A 20,293-nucleotide genomic window follows, 5' to 3' on the forward strand; every position below is an offset into this window, starting at 1 on the left:
CGCGCCTCAGAGCAGCTCGAGTGCCGCGCCCAGCTCCTGCGTGGCGTACCAGCCCAGCTCGTGACCCTCCGCCTGGTCGACGACGAACTGCGCGTCCTCGCTGCCCAGGTCGGCCTCGAGGACCACGTTCGTGGCGGCCCGCACGTCCTCCTCGGCGTCGCTGCCGTCGATGTGGGCGCTGGCGACGTCCCGCATCCGGACGTCGACGCCGATCCGTACCGCGCCGCGCTCCACGTGCGGATCGTCCATCGGGCTCACCTGGTCGTCCGGCACGTCCGCGGCCAGCACCACCCGGCGCCGGGGAGCGGTCGGGTCGACGTCGAGCAGGCGGAGGCTCGCGCGGGCCGCGGTCAGCAGCGCCGCGTACTCCAGCTCCTCCTGGTCGGCCTCGGCGTCGCTGCGCTCGTAGAACTCGCGGAGCTGCGGAGTGACCGCGAACGCCGTGTGCGGGCCGGCCAGCAGCCCCTCGTCCACCAGCGTCCGCAGCACGGTCGTGGTGGCCGGCAGGTACACGCGCACGCCGGATCCCTCCTGTCGACGATGGGAGGACGACGGTATCCCGGAGCGTGCGCCGGCAGCCCCGGCGGGCGGTCCACGACGTGGTCCACGACGTGGTCCGGTGGAGTCCGGCTCCGGTCGCGACCGTCAGCCGGCGGTCTCGACCAGCTCCGCCACCTGCTGCCCGATCAGGTCCGCGAGGACGTCCACGTCCCCGACGGTGTCCCGGTCGGCGTTGAACCCGAAGAAGACCGTGCCGTTGTAGCTCGTCATCCCGATGGACAGCCCCTGCCCCCGCGCCAGCGGCACGACGGGGAAGACCTCGAGCATCCGGCCCCCGGCGGCGTAGAGCGGCACCTGGGGGCCGGGCACGTTGGTGATCACGAGGTTGAACAGCCGCCGGGAGAGACCCCGCGCCGCACGCGCGCCGAGGGCGTGCAGGGTGGGCGGCGCGAAGCCGGTCAGCGCGATGAGACCGTCGGCGGTCACGGAGCGGCCGGGAACGCCGACGCCGCGCATCGCGTATCCGAGCCGGGCCAGCCGGACCCGCGGGTTGGGTTCCCCCACCGGCAGGTCGACGAGGTGCGAGGTCACCCGGTTTCCCCAGCCCGGCTCGTCGTCCTGGAGCGACACCGGCACCAGCGCCCGCACCGAGGTGCCCGCGACCACCGGCTCGCCACGGGAGAGCAGCCACTCCCGCAAGGCACCGGTGAGCACGGTCAGCAGGACGTCGTTGACGGTGCCACCGTGCGCCGCGCGCACCCGGTCCAGGTCGTCGATGCGGGCGCGGGCCACCACCACGCGTCGTGCCCGCCCGACCGGCGCGTTCAGCGGGCTGTGCGGGGCCGGCAGCACCGTGGACCGCACCGCCCGGAGCAGCCCGCCCGCCACTCCCCCGACCCGCGCCGCCGTGGACCGGACGTCGGTCACCGCGGCCCGCGCAGCGCCCACCATCGACGAGGGGCGGCGGACGTACTCGTCGAGCGCCTGCAGGACCAGCTCGGCCCCGCCGGGCGCGCGGGCCGGCTGCCAGTCGGCCGGCTCGGGCGCCGCGGCCGCCGGATCGACGTCGAGCAGCACCTGCCCGATGTCGATCGCGCTCAGCCCGTCCACCAGCGCCGGGTGCGTCTTCGTCATGACCGCCACCCGGTTCCCGCTGAGCCCGTCGATCAGGTACGCCTCCCACAGGGGCCGGTTCCGATCCAGCGGCCGAGACGCCAGCCGGGACACGAGGTCCAGCAGCTGCGCCTCCGTGCCCGGCCGCGGCAGCCCGGAACGCCGCAGGTGGTAGGCCAGGTCGAACTCGCGGTCGTCGACCCACACCGGATCGGCGAGGTGGCCGGGCACCTCGACCACCCGCTGCCGGTAGCGGGGCACCAGCGCCAGCCGGGCCGCGACCAGCGCTTCCAGCGCGTCCAGCCCGCCGGGTGGCGTCTCGAGCACGAGCACCCCGCCCACGTGCATGGGAGTGGCCGGCTCCTCCAGGTAGAGGAACGAGGCGTCCAGCGGGCTCAGCCGCTCGACCATGGCACTCCTCACGGGTAGGGACGGAAGGTCACGCTACGACGGCAGACGGTCCGCGGACACTCCACCGGTCAGCCCGTCTTCCGGGCCCCACGCAACCCGCGCCGCCCCGACGCCGGCTCGGGCACCTCGACGAGGACGGCCGCCATCGCCCGCAGCTCCTCGCGCAGCGCCGATCCGGGCGCCACCTCGGCGAGCGTCCGTCCCGCGGCGAGCGCCGCATCCGTGGCCCGACGGTCGGCGGAGAGGAAGAACGCGACCTGCCGGCCGGCGAACCGCTCGAGCGCCGTCGCGATCTCCCGACGCGGATCACCCGGCACCGGGCCGCGCCGCACCTGGTTGACGACCACCACCGGATCCACGTCCGGGAGCACCTCGCGCAGCTCGTCGAGCGCCCGCACGCTGCGCTGCAGGGCGACGGGATCGGCGCCGCTGACGCACAGCACGGTGTCGGCGGCCTCCAGCACCGCCAGCGTCGCCCCGTTGCGGCGGGGCGCCGCGGTGTCGAAGGAGAGCTCCTCGTCGTCCTCCAGGTTGAAGGCGCAGTCGACGACGGTCAGCTCGGCCAGCCGGCGCGCCTCCTCGAGCACCGTCGTGACCGCACGCGGACGGAGCTCCGGCCATCGATCGGCCCGGGCCAGCCCGGTGAGCACGCGCAGCTCGGGCCGCACCGCCCACGCCAGGCGCACCAGAGCCGCCGCGTCGAGGGTGCCCGCGCTCGCCTGGCGGGCCGCGCCGGCCAGCCCTGGCGAGTCGTCGAGCAGTCCCAGGACCTGCGCGACCACCCCGCCGTAGACGTCGGCGTCCACCAGCAGGGCGGACACTCCGAGCCGCGCCGCCTCGTCCGCCAGACCGACCGCGACCGTCGTGCGGCCGGGAGCACCCGTCGGGCCCCACACGGCGACCAGCCGGCCCGACCCCAGCGGGCGCTCCCGATCCGCCGACGGCGCGCCCAGCGCCGGCAGCGCCGCCTGCGGGTCTGCGACGTCGCGGGGCGCCGCCGGGGCGCCCGCAACCGCCTCCCGCAGCGCCTGTGCGATGACCCCGGCCTCGGCGTCGGCCGGGAGCACGTGCGCCACGCCCAGCTGGCGCAGCCGGTCGGCCGCCCGGTCGTCGCCGGGTTCCACCAGACCGACGACCGCCACACCGGAGGCGGTGAGCCGGGCCACCGCGTCGCCGTCCAGGCGGCGGAGCTCGGCCGAGAGCAGCGCGGCCTGCCCCGTCCCGGTCGCCGCGGCAGCGAGCAGCTCGGACACGTCCACGCAGCGCCGCACCACGGTGACGCCGTGGTCGGCCCGGTCGAGCGCGCCCACCAGCGCGGACTCCCATGCGGCACCGGTGACCGCGGTGAACACCTGCACGGCCATCAGCCGTTCGGTCCCGCCGCCGACGGCGCCCGGCCGGCCTCGTCGGCGTTCCCCTCCACCGACTCGTGCACCACGACCACGAGCGGCCGGCCGGCGATCGCGGCGAGCACCGCGGCGGCCTCGTCCTCGGCGACCGACACCACCACCTGGACCGTCGCGGTCGGGGTCGACAGGACGCCGTCGGTCCGGCCGGACAGGGCCTGGACCGGCGCCCGCACGACGACCGGCGTCACGCTCCCGCCCGTGGTCGTCGTGGCGCCGACCGCGGGGTCGGCCACCGCGTAGACGTCGACCAGCCCGCCCCGCCGGAGGCCGGGCGGCACGAATCCGGCCTGGACCGGCAGCGCCACCTGCACCAGGTCGGCCGGCTCCTCGAGGGCCGAGGCGGGGAGCAGTTCACCCGACCGGACGGCGCGCGCGAGGGCGCGGCCCGCCGGACGCGTCGCCGTGGACAGGTAGGCGTCCGCGGCCTCGTCGAGGCGCACGTCGACGGCGACCAGGTCGTCCGCGCCGAGCTCGGTGCCGGCGGCCAGGTCCCCGGCCGCGGCCCAGACCGGCACGGTGGCGTCCGCGCCACCCACGATCCGGGCACCGAGCAGCACCGACCCCAGGACGAGCAGGATCCCGAGCAGCAGCCGCAGGTCCAGCCACCGCGGCGGGCGGACCCGGCGCGGTGCCGGGCCGGCGGCAAGCGGGCTCGTGGGTGGCGGGGCGGGCCGGACGGCGGTCACGGTGCAGATGGTGCGTCAGGAGTGCGCCTGCCCGCTCCCGTCATCCACACGTTCGGGTGTGGACGGCTCTCACAGGTCACCGGTGCGGCTGACAGACTGGCGGCACCGGATGGAGAGGACCCCATGCCCACGCCCCGCTTCCTGACGCTGGACGACGTCGCCGAGATCCTCAACGTCTCGTGGTCCCAGGCGTACGCCCTCGTGCGGCGCAAGGAGCTCATCGCCATCCAGATCGGCGGGCGCGGCCAGTGGCGGGTCGAGGTCGACGAGCTCGAGCGCTTCATCCAGCAGAAGTACGCCGAGGCGCGCGCCGGCACGGTGCCGCCGCCCGCAGAGCCGGACGAGGCCGCCGAGGCCACCGCCGACAGCTCCGGGGCCACCCCCTCGGCCTGACCGCGCCTCCCCCGGCTCAGCCCGGACCGGGCAGCACCGAGCGCACCACGACCACGGCGTCCAGGACGACGGTGCGCACCCCCTGGACCGCCTCCGCCCGCCGGTGCAGGTCGGCGGCGTGCTCGGCGAGTTCCACGTAGTCGGCGCCCACCCGGTCGATCGTGCCCACGAGCGACGTGCCGTCGTCCAGGACGATCTGCACCGCGGCGCGGTCGCGCGCGAGACCTCGCAGGGCACGCCGCAGATCCAGCCGGCCCCGGACCGGACCGACCTCCTCCGCCGGCGCCGTGCGCCGCCCGAGGCCACCGATCGCCCGCACCGCAGCGCTCGCCACCAGGTTCTCCCGCCCCTGGTCGTCCACCAGGAGCAGCCAGTCGCTGCCCACGTCGCCCAGCGTCCCGGCCACCGGGCCGGCTCCCCGGCACTGCAGCACGACAGGTGCGCCGAGGGCGCCCGCCACCCGGTCCGCCCACCGCAGGGCACCGACCTCGTGCCGCACCCGGGACGCCGTCTCGGCCCGGTCGGCCGCGTCCTGCTCGGCCTCGAACCGTGCCTCCAGATCCGCGAACAGCTGCTGCCACCGCACCGGCGCCACCTCCGCATCGCAGCCTAGATCAACTCGTTCACTTGCGTTTGCGTGCATTTGCTTGTTTTAGTGAGCACTCACCGAGCGCGAGGAGCGACATGTCGGGCCGACGACTGACCGGGACGGCGATGGCCATGGCCGCCATCGCCGGAGTGCTGGCCGTGCTGACGCCGCCCTTCCGGGAGATGACCGCGGCGGTGCTGGCCGCCCAGGACACGGTGGACACCACGGGCGCGGAGACGGTGCTGACCGCCGCCGCCGGGCTGCTGGCCTGGGGCGTGTGGGGATGGGGAGCGCTCGGTCTGGTCCTCACCGCCGTGGCCGCGCTCCCCGGCGCGGTCGGTCGGGTCTCTCTCGTGCTGGTGCGGGTCGTCCTGCCCGGCGCAGCACGTCGCGCAGCCGCCCTCGCGCTCGGCCTCGGTCTCGGTCTCACCGGTCCGCTCGCGGGCACCACGCTCCTGGTCGCGACCGCACCGGCAGCCGCCGCCGGGCCGACGCCGGCCGGCGTCCCCGACTGGCCCGCCCCGGTGCCCGCCGCCCCGGCCGGCGGACTCCCGGACTGGCCCGAGGCGCTCGCCGCGCCCGCGGCCGGCAGCCACGTCGTCGTGCGCGGCGACTGCCTGTGGGACATCGCCGCCGCAGGCCTGTCCGACGGGTCCGGCCGGACGCCGTCGGCAGCCGAGATCGCCCGGGCCACGCACTCCTGGTGGGCCGCGAACGCCGACGTCATCGGGCCCGATCCGGACCACCTCCTGCCCGGACAGGTGCTTCGCCCGCCGCCGTGAGGCGCCGCGTCCTCCGACCCTCCCCCGACCGCCCCTGACCCGGGAGTCCCCATGACCGCACCCGTCCACCCGTCCCCCGGTGCCGCCGCCGCCCGGTCCGTCCCGGCGCCGCCGTCCCTCCGGCTGGTCCGCGTGCCGACGCCCCAACCCCCGCTGCAGGACCGGCGCCTGCCGGTCCGCCTGGTGGTCCCCGGCGTCGCCGTGCCGCGGCCGCCGCACCGGCCCGGTCCGCGTCCCCGGCTCACCGGCGGCGCGTTCCGGGACGACGAGTTCGGGCCCACCTGGTCAGTGCGTGCCGATCTCCCCGCCGCGGGCGAGGCCGGGCGGCGGATGGTGACGCTCACGCTCGAGGTGCTGGCCGGCCGGCGGCCGATCGGTCAGCTCCAGGCCCTCACGTCGCCCGGGGTCTTCGCGGCGCTCGCCGGAGGCCGCCGGCCCCGCTGGTGCACCGAGGGCACCGCTCCGCTCCTCGTCGGCCCGGTGCACGTCTGCGAGCCGGTCGACGGCGTGGCCGAGGTCAGCGCGGTCGCCCACCGGGGTGGCCGCCCGCACGCGGTCGCCGCCCGGCTGGAGGGCATCGACGGTCGCTGGCGCTGCACCGCCCTGCAGATCGGCTGAGCCCCAGGAGCAGCCCGGACAGCACGACGCCCCGCGGACCCGGAGGTCGGCGGGGCGTCGTCAGGTCAGCGGATCAGGCGCCCGCAGCCCCGTGGCACTGCTTGTACTTCTTGCCCGAGCCGCAGGGGCAGGGCGCGTTGCGCGGGGTCTCCTTGGTGCCGCTGACCGTCGCCGTCTTCGCGGCCTTGGCCCGGCCGGCGTCCTTGGCCGAGGCGTCCAGGCTCGGCGCGGAGTAGGTCAGGTTCTCCGGCGGGCGAACCTCGTCCAGGCCCTTGACCTGCAGCTCCGGCCCGGTCCCCGACGGGGACGGCGTGCTGACGACGGGAGCGGCGGAGGCGGCGGCCGGCTGGGCCTTCCGCGCGGTGCCGGAACGCCGCGCCGTCGGAGCAGCCGCCGGCGTCGCGCCCGCGTGGGTGTGCCCGGCGTGGGCGGCCTCGGCGGCCTTGGCCTCGGCGGCCTGGCGGGCCAGCACCCGCGCCGTCCCCTCCTGCGCCGCGGCGAGGGCCTTGGCCTCCGCCTCGTCCTGCTTGGCCTTGGCCTCGGCGTCCTGCTCCTCCTTGGTCTTCACCTCGAGGTTGAACAGGAAGCCGACCGACTCCTCCTTGATGCCGTCGAGCATCGCGATGAACATGTCGTAGCCCTCGCGCTGGTACTCCACGACCGGGTCGCGGTTGGCCATCGCGCGCAGGTGGATGCCGGCCCGCAGGTAGTCCATCTCGTAGAGGTGCTCGCGCCACTTGCGGTCCATGACGCTGAGCAGCACCCGCCGCTCCAGTTCGCGCATGACCTCGGAGCCGAGCGCGGCCTCCCGCGCCTCGTAGGCGCGGGCCACGTCCTCGAGCATTTCGCTCTTGAGCGCCTCGGCGGAGAGCTCCGCCTGCTCGCCACCGCCCAGGCGCTCGACGACCTCCTCGACGGTGACGCCGACCGGGTAGAGCGCCTTGAGCCCGGTCCAGAGCTGGTCGAGGTCCCAGTCCTCCGCGTAGCCGGCCTCGGTCGCGCCGTCGACGTAGGCGGCGACGACGTCGTCGACCATCGAGCGGAGCTGCTCGTGCAGGTCGGCGCCCTCGAGCACCTTGCGGCGCTCGTCGTAGATGACCGTGCGCTGGCGGTTGAGCACCTCGTCGTACTTGAGGACGTCCTTGCGGACCTCGAAGTTCTGCTGCTCCACCTGGGTCTGCGCGGACTTGATCGCCCGGCTGACCATCTTCGACTCGATCGGCTGGTCGTCGGGCACCCGGAGGGTGGTCATCATCGACTCGAGCATCGGGCCGTTGAACCGGCGCATCAGGTCGTCGCCCAGGGAGAGGTAGAACCGCGACTCCCCCGGGTCGCCCTGCCGGCCGGAGCGGCCGCGGAGCTGGTTGTCGATGCGGCGGCTCTCGTGCCGCTCGGTGCCCAGCACGTAGAGGCCGCCGGCCTCGACGACCGCCTCGTGCTCGGCCTTCACCTGCGCCTGCGCGGACTCGAGCGCGTCGTCCCAGGCCGCCTCGTACTCCTCCGGCGTCTCCGCCGGGGAGAGCCCGCGGGCGCGCAGCACCTCGTCGGCGATGAACTCGGCGTTGCCGCCGAGCTGGATGTCGGTGCCTCGGCCGGCCATGTTGGTGGCCACCGTGACCGAACCCGCCCGTCCGGCCATGGCGATGATCGCCGCCTCACGGGCGTGGTTCTTGGCGTTGAGCACCTCGTGCGGGATGCCCCGGCGCAGCAGGAATTTCGCCAGCACCTCGGACTTCTCGACGCTCGCGGTGCCGACCAGGACCGGCTGCCCGTGCTCGTGCCGGTCGGCGATGTCGTCGACGACGGCGTCGAACTTCGCCGTCTCCGTCTTGTAGATGACGTCGGCGCGGTCCTCGCGGACCATCGGCCGGTTCGTCGGGATGGGGACGACGCCCAGCTTGTAGGTCTGGTGCAGCTCGGCGGCCTCGGTCTGGGCCGTGCCGGTCATCCCGGAGAGCTTCTCGTAGAGCCGGAAGTAGTTCTGGAGGGTGATCGTGGCGAGGGTCTGGTTCTCGTCCTTGATCTTCACCTTCTCCTTGGCCTCGATGGCCTGGTGCATGCCCTCGTTGTAGCGGCGCCCGGAGAGCACGCGACCGGTGAACTCGTCGACGATGAGGACCTCGCCGTTCGTGACGATGTACTGCTGGTCCTTCTTGAACAACTCCTTGGCCTTGAGCGCGTTGTTCAGGTAGCCGATCAGCGGGGTGTTGACCGCCTCGTAGAGGTTGTCGATGCCGAGCTGGTCCTCGACGAACTCCACCCCCTCCTCCGTGACGGCGACCGTGCGCTTGGACTCCTCGACCTCGTAGTGCACGTCGCGCTTCATCAGCGGGACGATGCGGGCGAACTCGCCGTACCACTTGGCGCTGGTCTCGGCCGGGCCGCTGATGATCAGCGGGGTGCGCGCCTCGTCGATGAGGATCGAGTCGACCTCGTCGACGATCGCGAAGTGGTGGCCGCGCTGCACCAGGTCGGCCTTGCTCCAGGCCATGTTGTCGCGCAGGTAGTCGAAGCCGAACTCGTTGTTCGTGCCGTAGGTGATGTCGCAGGCGTACTTCTCGCGACGGGTGACCGGCGGCTGCCCGGAGACGATCGTGCCGACCGTGAGCCCCAGGAACCGGTGCACCCGGCCCATCCACTCGGCGTCTCGGGAGGCGAGGTAGTCGTTGGTGGTGACCACGTGCACGCCCTTGCCGGTCAGGGCGTTGAGGTAGGCCGGCAGCACGCCGGTGAGGGTCTTGCCCTCACCGGTCTTCATCTCGGCGATGTTGCCGAGGTGCAGCGCCGCGCCGCCCATGAGCTGCACGCGGAAGTGCCGCTGGCCCAGGGTGCGGGTCGCGGCCTCCCGGACGACGGCGAACGCCTCGGGCAGCAGCGCGTCGAGGGACTCCCCGTCGGCGTACCGAGCCTTGAACTCGTCGGTCTGCGCCCGCAGCTCCGCGTCGCTGAGATCGACGTAGTCGTCGGCCAGTGACTCGACCGCGTCCGCGATCTTGGAGAGTCGTCGGACCTGCTTGCCCTCGCCGGCGCGGAGGATCTTCTGGAACACCACGACCCCAGCGTAGGCGTGCCACCTGGGAACGCGGCCCCTGCGCGGTCCGAACCGCCCGCTCCGTTGCTCTAGCCTCCCGCGGGTGTCCAGGAACCCCGCAGACCTCGCCCCCGCCACGCTCGAGTTCCTGACCGAGCGGCACCTGGCGACGCTGACCACGCTGCGCGCCGACGGCAGCCCGCACGTCGTCCCCGTCGGGGTCACCTTCGACCCCGCCACCGCCACCGCCCGGGTGATCACCTCGGGCGGCTCGGCGAAGGTCCGGCACGTGCGCGCGGGGCAGGCCCGCGTCGCCGTCTGCCAGGTCGAGGGCGCCCGCTGGCTGACGCTCGAGGGGACGGCGGTGGTGAAGGACGACGCCGCCTCGGTGGCCGACGCCGTGGAGCGCTACGCCCGGCGCTACCGCCAGCCGCGGGAGAACGCGGCCCGCGTGGTCATCGAGATCTCGGTGGACCGGGTGCTCGGCAACGCGTGAGGATGCCGCGGTGGACCTCACCCTGATCGACCTGCCCACCGAGGTCGTGCGCACCGAGCGGCTGGTGCTGCGCCCCTACCGGGCCGACGACGTCGCCGCGGTGCACCGCGCCTGCCAGGACGCCGACATCCAGCGCTGGCTGAGGGTGCCGTCCCCCTACACCGAGACCGACGCCGCCGAGTTCGTCACCGAGACCTCGGTGTCGGCGCGCGCCGAGGGCCGAGGGCTGCTCACGGCGGTGGAGGCCGACGGGGAGTTCGTCGGATCGGCCGGTCTGCACCTGACACCCGGCCATCTCGGGCCCGCCGTCGGCTACTGGCTCGCCCCCTGGGGGCGGGGGCGCGGTTTCGCGGCGGAGGCGGCGCACGCCCTGGCCGAGTGGGCCCTGGGGCTGGGCGCTCCGCGGGTGCACCTGATGGCCGACGTCGGCAACACCGCCTCGCAGGCGGTCGCGGTGCGGGCCGGCTTCACCCGCGAGGGCGTGGTGCGCTCGTGCCTGGACTACCGGGACGGCAGCCGCGGGGACGCGGTGCTCTTCGGGCGGCTGCCCGAGGACTGAGCGGGAGGGGGCGCACCGCGGAGCGCACCCCCTCCCCTGGTCAGACGCCGGCGGCCTGCGCCTCGGCGACGTGCTCGGCCGCCGCGCCGTCCTGCGACACCGGGGCGAGCCGGATGAGCCCGTAGTCGTAGGCGTGCCGGCGGTAGACCACCGTCGGCTGACCCGTGTCGGCGCACTGGAACAGGTAGAAGTCGTGGCCGACCAGCTCCATCTCGTGGAGGGCCTGGTCGACGTGCATCGGTGTCGCCGGATGGACCTTCTCCCGGGCGATCTGCCCGGGCAGGTGCTCGTCCAGATCGGTCGCGGGCGCCTCGCCGGCCTGGTCCAGGTCGGGCAGGACGTCGGCCCCGAAGGAGGCGTCGACGATCGGGCCCAGCGCGGCGTTGTCGGCCGTCCGGACGCTGGCGGGGGTCCGCCGGCCGTGGTGGACGCGGCGCCGGTCGGCCGCACGGCGCAACCGGGCGTCCAGCTTGGTCACCGCGACGTCCAGGGCGGCGTAGAAGTCGGCGCCGTTGGCCTCGGCGCGGACCACGGGGCCCTTGCCGCGCAGGGTGATCTCCACGCGCTGGGCGCTGGCCGCCTGGCGGGGGTTCTTCTCGTGGAAGAGCTCCACGTCGATCCGCAGGATCTTCAGCTTCCGGTCGAACCGGTCGGTGGACCCGACCTTGTCCTCGACGAGCTGGCGGTAGTGCTCGGGGACTTCGACATTACGACCACGTACGACGATCTCCATGAGACCTCCCGGTAGAAATCCGGCGTTGGGTCGCTTCGACGCTAGTCGCTCCGTCGCGGTCCCGACAGTCGATCCGCCGATCCCGTCCGCCGCTGCCGCGGGGTCGCGGCGACGACCGCGGCGAGCACCGGCGGACCGCCCGGCCCGGCCAGCGCGGCGAGCACCGAACCGGCCTCGGTGAGGGTCGCGCCACTGGTGACGACGTCGTCGACGAGGACGAGCCGGCCCTCGACGGCGCCCGCGCCCGGCGCGAGGGCGAACGTGCCGGCGAGGTTGGCCCGCCGCTGCCCGGCCGAGAGCTCGGCGGAGTCCCGTACCCGGCCGCGGCGGCGCAGCAGGCGGGCCTCCGCCGCGGGCAGCCCCGCGGCGCGCAGCTCGCGGACGGCCCGGCCCGCGAGCTCCCGGACGTGGTCCCGCCCCCGTTCCCGCAGCGCGGCGGCGGAGCTCGGCACCGGCACGAGCAGCACCTGCCGCGGCGGCCCGGGGACGGCGGCCAGGACCGCGGCCACGGCCAGCGCCAGCGCCGTCCCCAGCGGGCGGGCCAGCTCGGCCCGGCCGCGCTCCTTGAAGGCGAGCACCGCCGGCCGCACCGCCCCGTCGTAGGCGCCGGCGGCGACCGTGGGCGGGAACCCCTCGGGGAAGCGGCGGGGCGTGGCCAGGTGCGGGCGGGCGAGCAACGCGGCGCAGCGGCGGCAGAGCGAGGGACCGGGCAGGCCGCAGCCCGCACAGGTGCGCGGCAGCACCAGGTCGGTCAGCGCGGACCACGCGGCACCGCCCACCCGTCCACCCTGCCGCCTCGGCACCCGCTGCGGCGTCCCGGCGGACGATCTGTGGACGGCGGCCCCGGCCGGCCGGTGCGCAGGCTCAGAGCGGGTAGAAGGGCGCCGATCCCTGCAGCGGTTCCTGGCCGCGCACGATGGTCAGCCAGGTGCCGTTGGACCACTGCCAGAGCGTGCCGCCGGCCACGACCAGCGGCTGGCGGCCGGGGGCAGCCCCGAGCGACGTGGGCGGGCCCGGCAGGCCCGAGGTGCGGAGCGTGGTGAGCCCCCAGCCGTCGACGCCGACCGAGTACGGCATCTCCTCCCCCGGCTCGCCGGCCAGCACCCACAGCTGGCCGTTGGAGCGCCACCCCACGTCGACGACCCGCGAGAGCGAGGGAGCCACCTCGGGGAGGTCGCGGACGGCCACCACGCCGCCCTCGTCCTCGGAGCGCACCACGGTGCCCACGTGCAGCGTGGGCGGCCCCAGCGGGCCGGCCACGACCATGGCGACGCGCGTGCCGTCCGGGGACAGCTCGATGACCTGCGCCCGGCCGAGATTGCCCAGCGTGGGTGCGCTGATCGCCTGCGCCGGGACCCCGGGCTGGACGCGGAGGATCTGGTTCCCGTCGAGGACGACCCAGGCCTCGGAGCGGGTCGCGGCCACGGTCGGTGCGCTGAAGGTCGCTCCGCGCAGCAGCGGGGTGAGCTCCTGGCCGTAGCGCCCGGTCAGCAGCGTCGCGCCGTCCGGCTCCGGGCGCACACCGACCACGGAGGTGAGGCTGCCGTCCCGGACGTCGGCCTTGACCGCGGCCGACGAGAGGCCGTACCCCGGGGACCCGGCCGGTCCCGGCGCGGGGTCCCCGGTGGCAACGGTGCGCAGGGCGCCGGATCCGTCGACGTAGTGGCCCACGGTCTCCAGCGAGGCGGCATCGGGGTCGAAGGCGGGCCAGTCGTCGGTCGTCTGCTGCGGGGGAACGCCGTCGAGCTCCAGCGGCTCGCCGTCGACGCTGATCGCCACCGAGCGGATGCCCTGGCCGTCCAGCTGGCTGAGGCTCCACACCAGCTGGGCGCAGAGCTCCTCCAGCGGTGCGCTCGGGTCGAGCACCACGTTGGTCAGGTCGACCTGGGCGGTCTGGTCCTCGACGGTGATCCGGCGCGCCAGCTGCGCGCCGAGGAGCGGGTTGCGCACCCCGGAGGCCAGCCCGGACGACGGACCCTCGATCAGCCGCTCCACCACCGCCGTGGGCTGCGCCTCGCCCCTGATCAGGTAGCGGGGATCGGGCACGAGCTCTTGGAGGGTGGGGTCGAGGAAGTAGGCATCGACGGGGTCGTAGAGCCGCTCGAAGTCCGTCTCGAGGATGACCAGCCCGTCCGGCGGGTCTGTGATCCGCCACTCGCCGTCCACCTCGGCCAGCGGGAACACGTAGGTGAAGTCGTCGTCCCCGGCGACGGTGAAGCTTCCGCGGGTGTCGACGGTGCCGACGAGCTCGGCGGTCATCCCGACCGAGCCGGCCTCGGTCGCGACCGTCGCGTAGCCGGGGCTGATGATCGTGATGGCGCCGGCGTCGGACCACGCGTCCGCCGCGTCGGGGGTGAGGTACTGCTTCGCCACGGGACGCTCCCGGACGCTGCTGGCCGCCGCGTCGACGAACCCCCGCACGATCTCCTCGGGGGTCGCGCCCGGGGCCGGGGGCAGCGGCTCGATGCCCACGCCCTGGGACGGCCGGTCCGGCGCCTGGGTGATCTGCACCGTCGGTGAGCTGGTCGGCACGATGGAGCAGGCCGAGAGCCCCAGCAGCACGGCGGCCAGCGCCGGCAGGCCCGCCCGGCGCCTCACGCCGGGCTCCCCGGGCTGCGGATGACGAGCGGGCGCAGCGGCAGCGGGGAGCTGGTCAGCTCGCCGCCGTCGGTCAGGGGCAGGGTCAGGCGGAACTGTGCGCCGGCTCCGGGCTGCCCCCACACCTGCAGCCAGCCCCCGTGCAGCCGGGCGTCCTCGAGGCTGATGGACAGCCCCAGACCGCTGCCGCCGACGCTCCGCACCCGGGACGGGTCGGCCCGCCAGAACCGGTCGAAGACGTGCTGGGCGTCCGCCGAGCTGAGGCCGACGCCGTGGTCGCGCACCGTCACCGCGGCCGCGGTGCGGTTGGCGGCGAGGGTGATCTCCACCGGCCGGCCGGCGCCGTGCTCGATCGCGTTGCCGACGAGGTTGCGCAGGATCCGCTCCACCCGGCGGGCGTCGACCTCGGCGAAGACCCCCTCCTCGGGCCGGTCCACGGTGAGCTCGCAGCCGTGCCGCTCCGCCAGGGAGTACATCCCGGCGGCGACCCGGGCGACCAGCGCTCCGAGGTTCGTCGACTCGGCCTCCAGGGTCGCGACCCCGGCGTCGTACCGGCTGATCTCGAGCAGGTCGGTGAGCAGGCGCTCGAACCGGTCCAGTTCGGCGCTGAGCAGCTCCGCGGAGCGGGCGACGTGCGGCGCGAAGTCCCCGCGCGCCTCGTGCAGCACCTCCGCGGCCATCTGCACGGTCGTCAGCGGGGTGCGCAGCTCGTGCGAGACGTCCGAGGTGAACCGCTGCTGGAGCTGGGAGAGCCCCTCCAGCTGGGTGATCTGCCGCTGGAGGCTGTCGGCCATCGCGTTGAAGCTCGTCGCCAGCCGGGCGAGGTCGTCCTCGCCGCGCACGATCATGCGCTCCTCGAGCTGGCCCTCGGCCAGCCGCTGCGCCGTCCCGGCCGCGCGGCGCACGGGATCGACCACCAGCCGGGTCACCAGGACGCCGATGCCCACGACGAACATGGTGAGCGCCAGCCCGCTGATGACCACCGTGCTCCGGATCAGCGCCAGGCTCTCGGCCTCCTGCGTCAGCGGGAACACGTAGTAGAGCTCGATCTGCTCGGTGCTGGCGGTGTCGCCCTGCACCGGCGCCCCGATGACCAGGGACGCCCGGGGCTCACCGGTGTCGTCGGGGATCTCGGCGTACCGGTAGGACTGGTTGCCGGCATCGACGTCGGCCCGGAGGTCCGCGGGCAGCGCCTGGTAGATGAACGCCCGGCTGGTTCCCGGGACCTCCGTGTCCCCGCTCCGGTAGATCATGACGACGTCGAAGTCACCGGCCGCGCCACCGCTCTGCTGCAGCGCGGTGACCGTCCTGGCCAGGGTTGCGCGCACGCTCGAGGCGTCGCCGGTGGCGATGCCGTCCACCTCGTTCTGCGCGTCGAGGACACCGGACTGGGCCTGGTCGATCGCCGCCTGCCGCTTGACCGAGAGCAGCTGGTCGCGGATCTGGCTGAACAGCACGAGGCTCACGATGATCACCACGGTGCCGGCCACGACCATCGTGATGGCGCCGATGCGGACCTGCAGCGAGGAACGCCAGGCGTGCACCGCGCGGCTCGCCCAGCGGCGGGTCGTCGACCGGACACGTCGGCGGGCGGCACCGGCTCTCCGGCGCAACCCACGGCGGAGCCGCGCGAGCTCCTGCGCGCGGGGGCTCCGCGGCCCCGGCGGCCCGGACGTGCCGGTGTCCGCCGGAGGCGTGCGGGTGGCCGTCACGCACCCATTGTCAGGGAGGCCCGGCCTTGTAGCCGACACCCCGCACCGTGAGGACGACCTCGGGCCGCTCGGGATCCTTCTCGATCTTGGCGCGCAGCCGCTGCACGTGGACGTTCACCAGCCGGGTGTCCGCCGCGTGCCGGTAGCCCCACACCTGCTCGAGCAGCAGCTCGCGGGTGAACACCTGGCGCGGCTTGCGGGCCAGTGCCACGAGCAGGTCGAACTCCAGCGGGGTGAGCGCGACCGGCACGCCGTCCCGGCTGACCTGGTGGGCGGGCACGTCGATCTGCACGTCGCCGATGGCCAGGCTCTCCGCCTGACCGGTCTCGCCGCGGCGCAGCTGCGCCCGCACGCGGGCGACCAGCTCGACGGGCTTGAACGGCTTGGTGACGTAGTCGTCGGCGCCGGCCTCCAGCCCCTGGACGACGTCGATCGTGTCGCCCTTGGCCGTGAGCATCACGATCGGGACGGTCGACTGGGTGCGGATGTCCTGGCAGATCTGCAGGCCGTTGCGGCCGGGCAGCATCAGGTCCAGCAGGACGAGGTCCGGCCGGGTCTGCTGGAAGACCCCGAGAGCGCGGTTGCCGTCGGAGACGAAGGCGGGTTCGTAGCCCTCCCGGCGCAGCACGATGCCGAGCATCTCGGCGAGGGCGGCGTCGTCGTCGACGACGAGGACACGGCCGCGGCTGGGCCCGTTCTGCGGAGCGGTGGGTGGCACGGCGACCATTCTGCGCTGACCGGCGCCGAACATGGGTGCACCCCACCCGCCCGGGTGGGGCGGATGGGGTGCAGCCGGGTGCTCTACCGGGTCAGTAGCGGTAGTGGTCGCTCTTGTACGGACCCTCGACCGGCACGCCGATGTAGTCGGCCTGCACCTTGGTGAGCTCGGTCAGCTTGACCCCGAGGGCGTCCAGGTGGATCCGGGCGACGTGCTCGTCGAGGTGCTTCGGGAGCACGGTCACGGTGGGGGTCTTGCCCTCGTAGGCGGCCCGGTTGTTCCACAGCTCGATCTGCGCCAGCGTCTGGTTGGAGAACGAGGCGCTCATGACGAAGCTGGGGTGCCCGGTGGCGTTGCCAAGGTTCAGCAGCCGGCCCTCGGAGAGCACGATGATCGTGTGGCCGTCGGCGAAGCGCCACTCGTCGACCTGCGGCTTGATCGTGGTCCGGACGACGCCCGGGGTCTTCGCCAGGCCGGCGATGTCGATCTCGTTGTCGAAGTGACCGATGTTGCCGATGATCGCCTGGTGCTTGGTCGCGGCCAGCTGCTCGGCCGTGATGATGTCCTTGTTGCCGGTCGTGGTGATGATGATGTCGGCCTTGCCGATCACCTCGTCCAGCGTGGTCACCTCGTAGCCCTCCATCGCGGCCTGCAGCGCGCAGATGGGGTCGATCTCGGTGACGATCACGCGGGCGCCCTGGCCGCGGAGCGACTCCGCGGATCCCTTGCCGACGTCGCCGTAGCCGCAGACGACGGCGACCTTGCCGCCGATCATCACGTCGGTCGCGCGGTTGATGCCGTCGATCAGCGAGTGCCGGACGCCGTAGAGGTTGTCGAACTTGCTCTTGGTGACCGAGTCGTTGACGTTGATCGCCGGGAAGAGCAGGCGGCCGTCGCGGGCGAGCTCGTAGAGCCGCATGACGCCGGTGGTGGTCTCCTCGGTGACGCCCTTGATGCCCTGGCCGATGCGGGTCCAGTACGAGCTGTCCTCGGCGATCGTGCTGCGGAGGGTGTCGAGGATGACCGCGTACTCCTCGGAGTCCGCGTCGGTGGTGTCGGGGACGACGCCGTCGGCCTCGAAGCGGGTGCCGAGGTGGACCAGCAGGGTGGCGTCGCCGCCGTCGTCGAGCACCATGTTCGGGCCCACGACCGCACCGGAGGAGTCACGGAACTCGAAGAGGCGCTGGGTGCACCACCAGTAGTCCTCGAGGGTCTCGCCCTTCCAGGCGAAGACGGGGACGCCGTTCGGCTGCTCGGGGGTGCCGTCGCCGACGGCGATGGCCGCGGCGGCGTGGTCCTGGGTGGAGAAGATGTTGCAGGAGACCCAGCGGACGTCGGCGCCGAGCGCGGTCAGCGTCTCGATGAGGACGGCGGTCTGGATCGTCATGTGCAGCGAGCCGGCGATGCGGGCGCCGGCCAGGGGCTGGGCGTCGCCGTACTCGGCGCGCAGCGCCATGAGGCCGGGCATCTCGTGCTCGGCGAGCTGGATCTCCTTGCGGCCGAAGCCGGCGAGGGAGAGATCGGCGACCTTGTAGTCGGCCTCGCCGGTGGGGGTGGTCAGCGTGCGGGTGCCAGTGCTGGCGGTCATGAAAGCTCCAGGGTGTGCCCGGCGCGGAGCCGGGCGGTGCAGTCGGATGCAGGGTCGCTTCGATCCCCGGGAACCGGGGAGAGCGAGCATGCCGAGGCTTCGGCGGGGCTCGTGCCGTTGCCCAGGATAGGCGGCGGATGCAACCCCGTCGCCCCGCGACCACCCGCGCGGGTCAGGACTCGCAGCCGACGCCGTCCCCGTCGCCGTCGAACGACGGCGAGAACCCGGGGTCGCCGACGCGGATCGGCGCGGCCCCGGCCGCCTTCACCTCGGCGCAGTTCGCGTAGGACGCCGACGCGTCCGGGAGGACCGCCGGGGCGGGTGCCGGCGGCACCGCGGCGACCGCACCGGCGGGCAGCGGCTCGTCGGGGCAGGCGCTGAGCACCGTGGCCATGGCGTCCTTCTCCGCCTGGGTCACCCAGACCCCGTAGCCGACCTTCACGGCCACCTGGCGGGCGACGTAGGTGCAGCGGAACGACGTCGCCGGCGGCAGCCAGGTGGCGGCGTCGCCGTCGCTCTTCTGCATGTTCAGCGGGCCGTCGACGGCGAGCAGGTTGAGCGGGTCGTTGGCGAACCGGGCGCGCGCGTCGGCGTCCCACTGCTGGGCGCCCTTCTGCCAGGCGTCGGAGAGCGCGACGACGTGGTCGATCTGCACGGCCTCGCTGGTGCCCTCGCCGCGCTGGAAGGCGATCGTGCGGCCCGAGTACGGATCGGCCAGCGAGCCGGTGAGGACGACGCAGTCGCGGGTACCCGGCTTGAACGTCTCGCCGGTCAGGTCGCGGGCGAGGACGTCGTTGCGGGTGTCGCAGCCGTTGCGGTCGGTGTCCACCCAGCCGTTGCCGAACAGGTCCCGGTCGTACCCCGTGCGCGGCGCACGGCCCTTGACCGCCAGCTCCGCGAGGGCCGCGAGCGCGGTGCCGGGCGGCCCGTCGGACGGGGCAGCCGCCTCGACGGGAGCCTCGGCGGACGTCTCGTCGCCGGACGTCGCCTCCACCGCACAGCCGCCGAGCAGGGCGAGCGCCAGCAGCGGAGCGACCGTCGCCCGCGCCAGCCGTCGGGTGCGGACGAGCGGACGAGCGGGCACGGACATTCCCCCAGGGCGAGACAGCAGCGCCCGGACCGTAGGCAGGCCCGCCGCTCCCCCGGTGCCGCGACACGCAGGTCGCGGCGCAGCCTCAGCTGATGTTGGTGGTGGAGCGGTAGAGCACCGCCGGGCCGCGGGCGCTGACCGGCGTCCCCGCCGGCACGAACGCCGACTCCCCCTTGCGCAGCGTCAGCGACTCCTCGGCCGACGACAGCACCGCGGTGCCCTCGGTGCAGAGCAGCAGCTGCGGGCCGCGGGTGGTGAGCGTGCCGGCCTGGTCGTCGAGCTGGCAGCGGGTGAGGTCGAAGTCCTCGACCGGGACCGGGTAGCGCAGCCCGCCGGGCCCGAGGACCGGGTGCAGCACGGGCACCCGCCCGTCGGTGAAGTCCAGCACCTCGATCAGCGCCGCGAGGTCGACGTGCTTGCCGGTCAGGCCGCCGCGCAGCACGTTGTCCGAGCTGGCCATGACCTCGACGCCGGCGCCGGACAGGTAGGCGTGCAGGTTGCCGGCCGGCATGAACACCGCCTCGCCGGGCTCCAGCTTGAGGTGGTTGCACATGAGCGAGATGACCACGCCGGGGTCGCCCGGGTAGGTCTCGGCCAGCGAGGCGGCCCAGCGGTAGGTGTTGATGAACTCCGGGTCGTGCGCGGCGACGAAGCCGGACGCGGCCTCGGCGACGGCGCTCACGAGCACGTCGCGGGTCTCCGGGGACAGCGCGATCAGCTGCGGGATCGCGGCGCGCAGGCCGCCACGGGCCAGTGCGGCGATCGTCGGCTTCAGCTCGGGCACCTGCAGCTTGGCCAGGCAGTGCAGCGACTCCTCGACCGGCCGGAAGCCGCAGAGCGCCTCGAACGGCGTCAGCGCCAGCAGGATCTCCGGCTTGTGCGACCGGTCCTTGAACGTGCGCGTCGGGGAGTCGCGCGGCACGCCGGCGGCCTCCTCGGCGGCGAACCCGGCCGCGGCCTGCTCGTTCGTGGGGTGCGCCTGCAGCGACAGCGGCTGGTCGGCGGCGAGCACCTTCATCAGGAACGGCAGCCGGGCACCGAACCGGCCGACGACCTCGCGGCCGAGCAGCAGCTCGGGCTCCGCGGCGATGGCCTTGTCCAGGGGGACGCCGTCGGAGCGCACGCTGGGCTCGTCGGGGTGCGCGCCCATCCAGAGCTCGGCGTGCGGCTCATCGGCCGGGGAGGGCAGCCCCAGCAGCTCCGGGATCACCGTGTGCGAACCCCAGGGGTAGTGACGCACCGCGTTCTGAAGCTGCCACATGGGCT

At 74.3% G+C, this 20,293-nt stretch carries 19 protein-coding genes; 5 read left to right on the plus strand and 14 right to left on the minus strand.

The features are described from left to right. Positions 1–6: 6 nt before the first annotated feature. From CRP29_RS07720 to CRP29_RS07735, 4 genes are all read right to left on the minus strand, one after another. Positions 7–519, minus strand: coding sequence for a DUF6912 family protein (locus CRP29_RS07720; RefSeq protein WP_097194460.1), 513 nt, complete (start codon positions 517–519; stop codon positions 7–9). 126 nt (positions 520–645) lie between these two features. Further along, positions 646–2,025, minus strand: a complete 1,380-nt coding sequence (locus CRP29_RS07725) for a WS/DGAT/MGAT family O-acyltransferase (RefSeq protein WP_097194461.1) — start codon at positions 2,023–2,025, stop codon at positions 646–648. A 68-nt stretch (positions 2,026–2,093) separates the two neighbouring features. Next, a complete protein-coding gene (locus CRP29_RS07730; protein ID WP_097194462.1) occupies positions 2,094–3,389 on the minus strand; it encodes a CpaE/TadZ family protein in 1,296 nt (431 codons plus the stop codon). Further along, positions 3,389–4,120: an SAF domain-containing protein gene (locus tag CRP29_RS07735; protein WP_097194463.1), complete on the minus strand. Its 732-nt coding sequence runs from the start codon at positions 4,118–4,120 to the stop codon at positions 3,389–3,391. Before CRP29_RS07735 ends, CRP29_RS07730 begins: the two co-directional genes overlap by 1 nt. 123 nt (positions 4,121–4,243) lie before the next feature. Between CRP29_RS07735 and CRP29_RS07740 the strand changes: the two genes are divergently transcribed. Continuing rightward, positions 4,244–4,513 (plus strand): helix-turn-helix domain-containing protein, encoded by a 270-nt coding sequence (locus CRP29_RS07740; RefSeq protein WP_097194464.1) that lies wholly within the window; start codon positions 4,244–4,246, stop codon positions 4,511–4,513. 16 nt (positions 4,514–4,529) lie between these two features. On the opposite strand, the gene CRP29_RS07745 is transcribed toward CRP29_RS07740, so the two are convergent. Further along, positions 4,530–5,099, minus strand: coding sequence for a hypothetical protein (locus tag CRP29_RS07745; protein ID WP_097194874.1), 570 nt, complete (start codon positions 5,097–5,099; stop codon positions 4,530–4,532). A 98-nt stretch (positions 5,100–5,197) separates the two neighbouring features. Here CRP29_RS07745 and CRP29_RS07750 point away from each other — a divergent pair, with 98 nt between their 5' ends. Together CRP29_RS07750 and CRP29_RS23550 are read left to right on the plus strand one after the other, a co-directional pair. After that, complete coding sequence (locus CRP29_RS07750; protein WP_097194465.1) at positions 5,198–5,884, plus strand: LysM peptidoglycan-binding domain-containing protein; 687 nt, start codon at positions 5,198–5,200, stop codon at positions 5,882–5,884. 51 nt (positions 5,885–5,935) lie between these two features. After that, entirely contained in the window at positions 5,936–6,502 is a 567-nt protein-coding gene (locus CRP29_RS23550) for an Rv3235 family protein (RefSeq protein ID WP_097194466.1), read from the plus strand. Positions 6,503–6,575: 73 nt separating this feature from the next. Here CRP29_RS23550 and secA read toward each other — a convergent pair whose 3' ends face one another. Beyond that, the gene (gene secA, locus CRP29_RS07760) at positions 6,576–9,554 is read right to left on the minus strand and encodes a preprotein translocase subunit SecA (protein WP_097194467.1); all 2,979 of its coding nucleotides are present in this window, start codon (positions 9,552–9,554) and stop codon (positions 6,576–6,578) included. Positions 9,555–9,636: 82 nt separating this feature from the next. On the opposite strand from secA, the gene CRP29_RS07765 reads away from it, so the two are divergent. Together CRP29_RS07765 and CRP29_RS07770 are read left to right on the plus strand one after the other, a co-directional pair. Then, the gene (locus tag CRP29_RS07765; protein WP_097194468.1) at positions 9,637–10,029 is read left to right on the plus strand and encodes a pyridoxamine 5'-phosphate oxidase family protein; all 393 of its coding nucleotides are present in this window, start codon (positions 9,637–9,639) and stop codon (positions 10,027–10,029) included. 10 nt (positions 10,030–10,039) lie between these two features. After that, positions 10,040–10,588: a GNAT family N-acetyltransferase gene (locus tag CRP29_RS07770; protein WP_097194469.1), complete on the plus strand. Its 549-nt coding sequence runs from the start codon at positions 10,040–10,042 to the stop codon at positions 10,586–10,588. A 40-nt stretch (positions 10,589–10,628) separates the two neighbouring features. Here CRP29_RS07770 and hpf read toward each other — a convergent pair whose 3' ends face one another. From hpf to manA, 8 genes are all read right to left on the minus strand, one after another. Continuing rightward, positions 10,629–11,321, minus strand: a complete 693-nt coding sequence (hpf, locus tag CRP29_RS07775; RefSeq protein WP_097194470.1) for a ribosome hibernation-promoting factor, HPF/YfiA family — start codon at positions 11,319–11,321, stop codon at positions 10,629–10,631. Positions 11,322–11,362: 41 nt separating this feature from the next. Beyond that, on the minus strand, positions 11,363–12,100 hold the full coding sequence (locus tag CRP29_RS07780; protein ID WP_097194471.1) for a ComF family protein: 738 nt from the start codon (positions 12,098–12,100) through the stop codon (positions 11,363–11,365). Positions 12,101–12,185: 85 nt separating this feature from the next. Next, entirely contained in the window at positions 12,186–13,919 is a 1,734-nt protein-coding gene (locus CRP29_RS07785) for an LpqB family beta-propeller domain-containing protein (protein WP_097194472.1), read from the minus strand. Further along, positions 13,916–15,631 carry an MtrAB system histidine kinase MtrB gene (gene mtrB / locus CRP29_RS07790; protein WP_097194473.1) on the minus strand — a complete coding sequence of 572 codons (1,716 nt, stop codon included), beginning with the start codon at positions 15,629–15,631 and terminating at the stop codon, positions 13,916–13,918. Before mtrB ends, CRP29_RS07785 begins: the two co-directional genes overlap by 4 nt. 10 nt (positions 15,632–15,641) lie before the next feature. After that, positions 15,642–16,349 carry an MtrAB system response regulator MtrA gene (gene mtrA, locus CRP29_RS07795; RefSeq protein ID WP_281256787.1) on the minus strand — a complete coding sequence of 236 codons (708 nt, stop codon included), beginning with the start codon at positions 16,347–16,349 and terminating at the stop codon, positions 15,642–15,644. Positions 16,350–16,440: 91 nt separating this feature from the next. Further along, positions 16,441–17,937, minus strand: a complete 1,497-nt coding sequence (gene ahcY, locus CRP29_RS07800; RefSeq protein ID WP_097194475.1) for an adenosylhomocysteinase — start codon at positions 17,935–17,937, stop codon at positions 16,441–16,443. Positions 17,938–18,109: 172 nt separating this feature from the next. Then, positions 18,110–19,021, minus strand: a complete 912-nt coding sequence (locus tag CRP29_RS07805; protein ID WP_245852620.1) for a GmrSD restriction endonuclease domain-containing protein — start codon at positions 19,019–19,021, stop codon at positions 18,110–18,112. 91 nt (positions 19,022–19,112) lie between these two features. Further along, entirely contained in the window at positions 19,113–20,288 is a 1,176-nt protein-coding gene (manA, locus tag CRP29_RS07810) for a mannose-6-phosphate isomerase, class I (protein ID WP_097194875.1), read from the minus strand. Between the last annotated feature and the right edge of the window lie 5 nt (positions 20,289–20,293).

It is taken from the genome of Blastococcus aggregatus (assembly GCF_900221005.1).
Taxonomy (GTDB): domain Bacteria; phylum Actinomycetota; class Actinomycetes; order Mycobacteriales; family Geodermatophilaceae; genus Blastococcus; species Blastococcus aggregatus.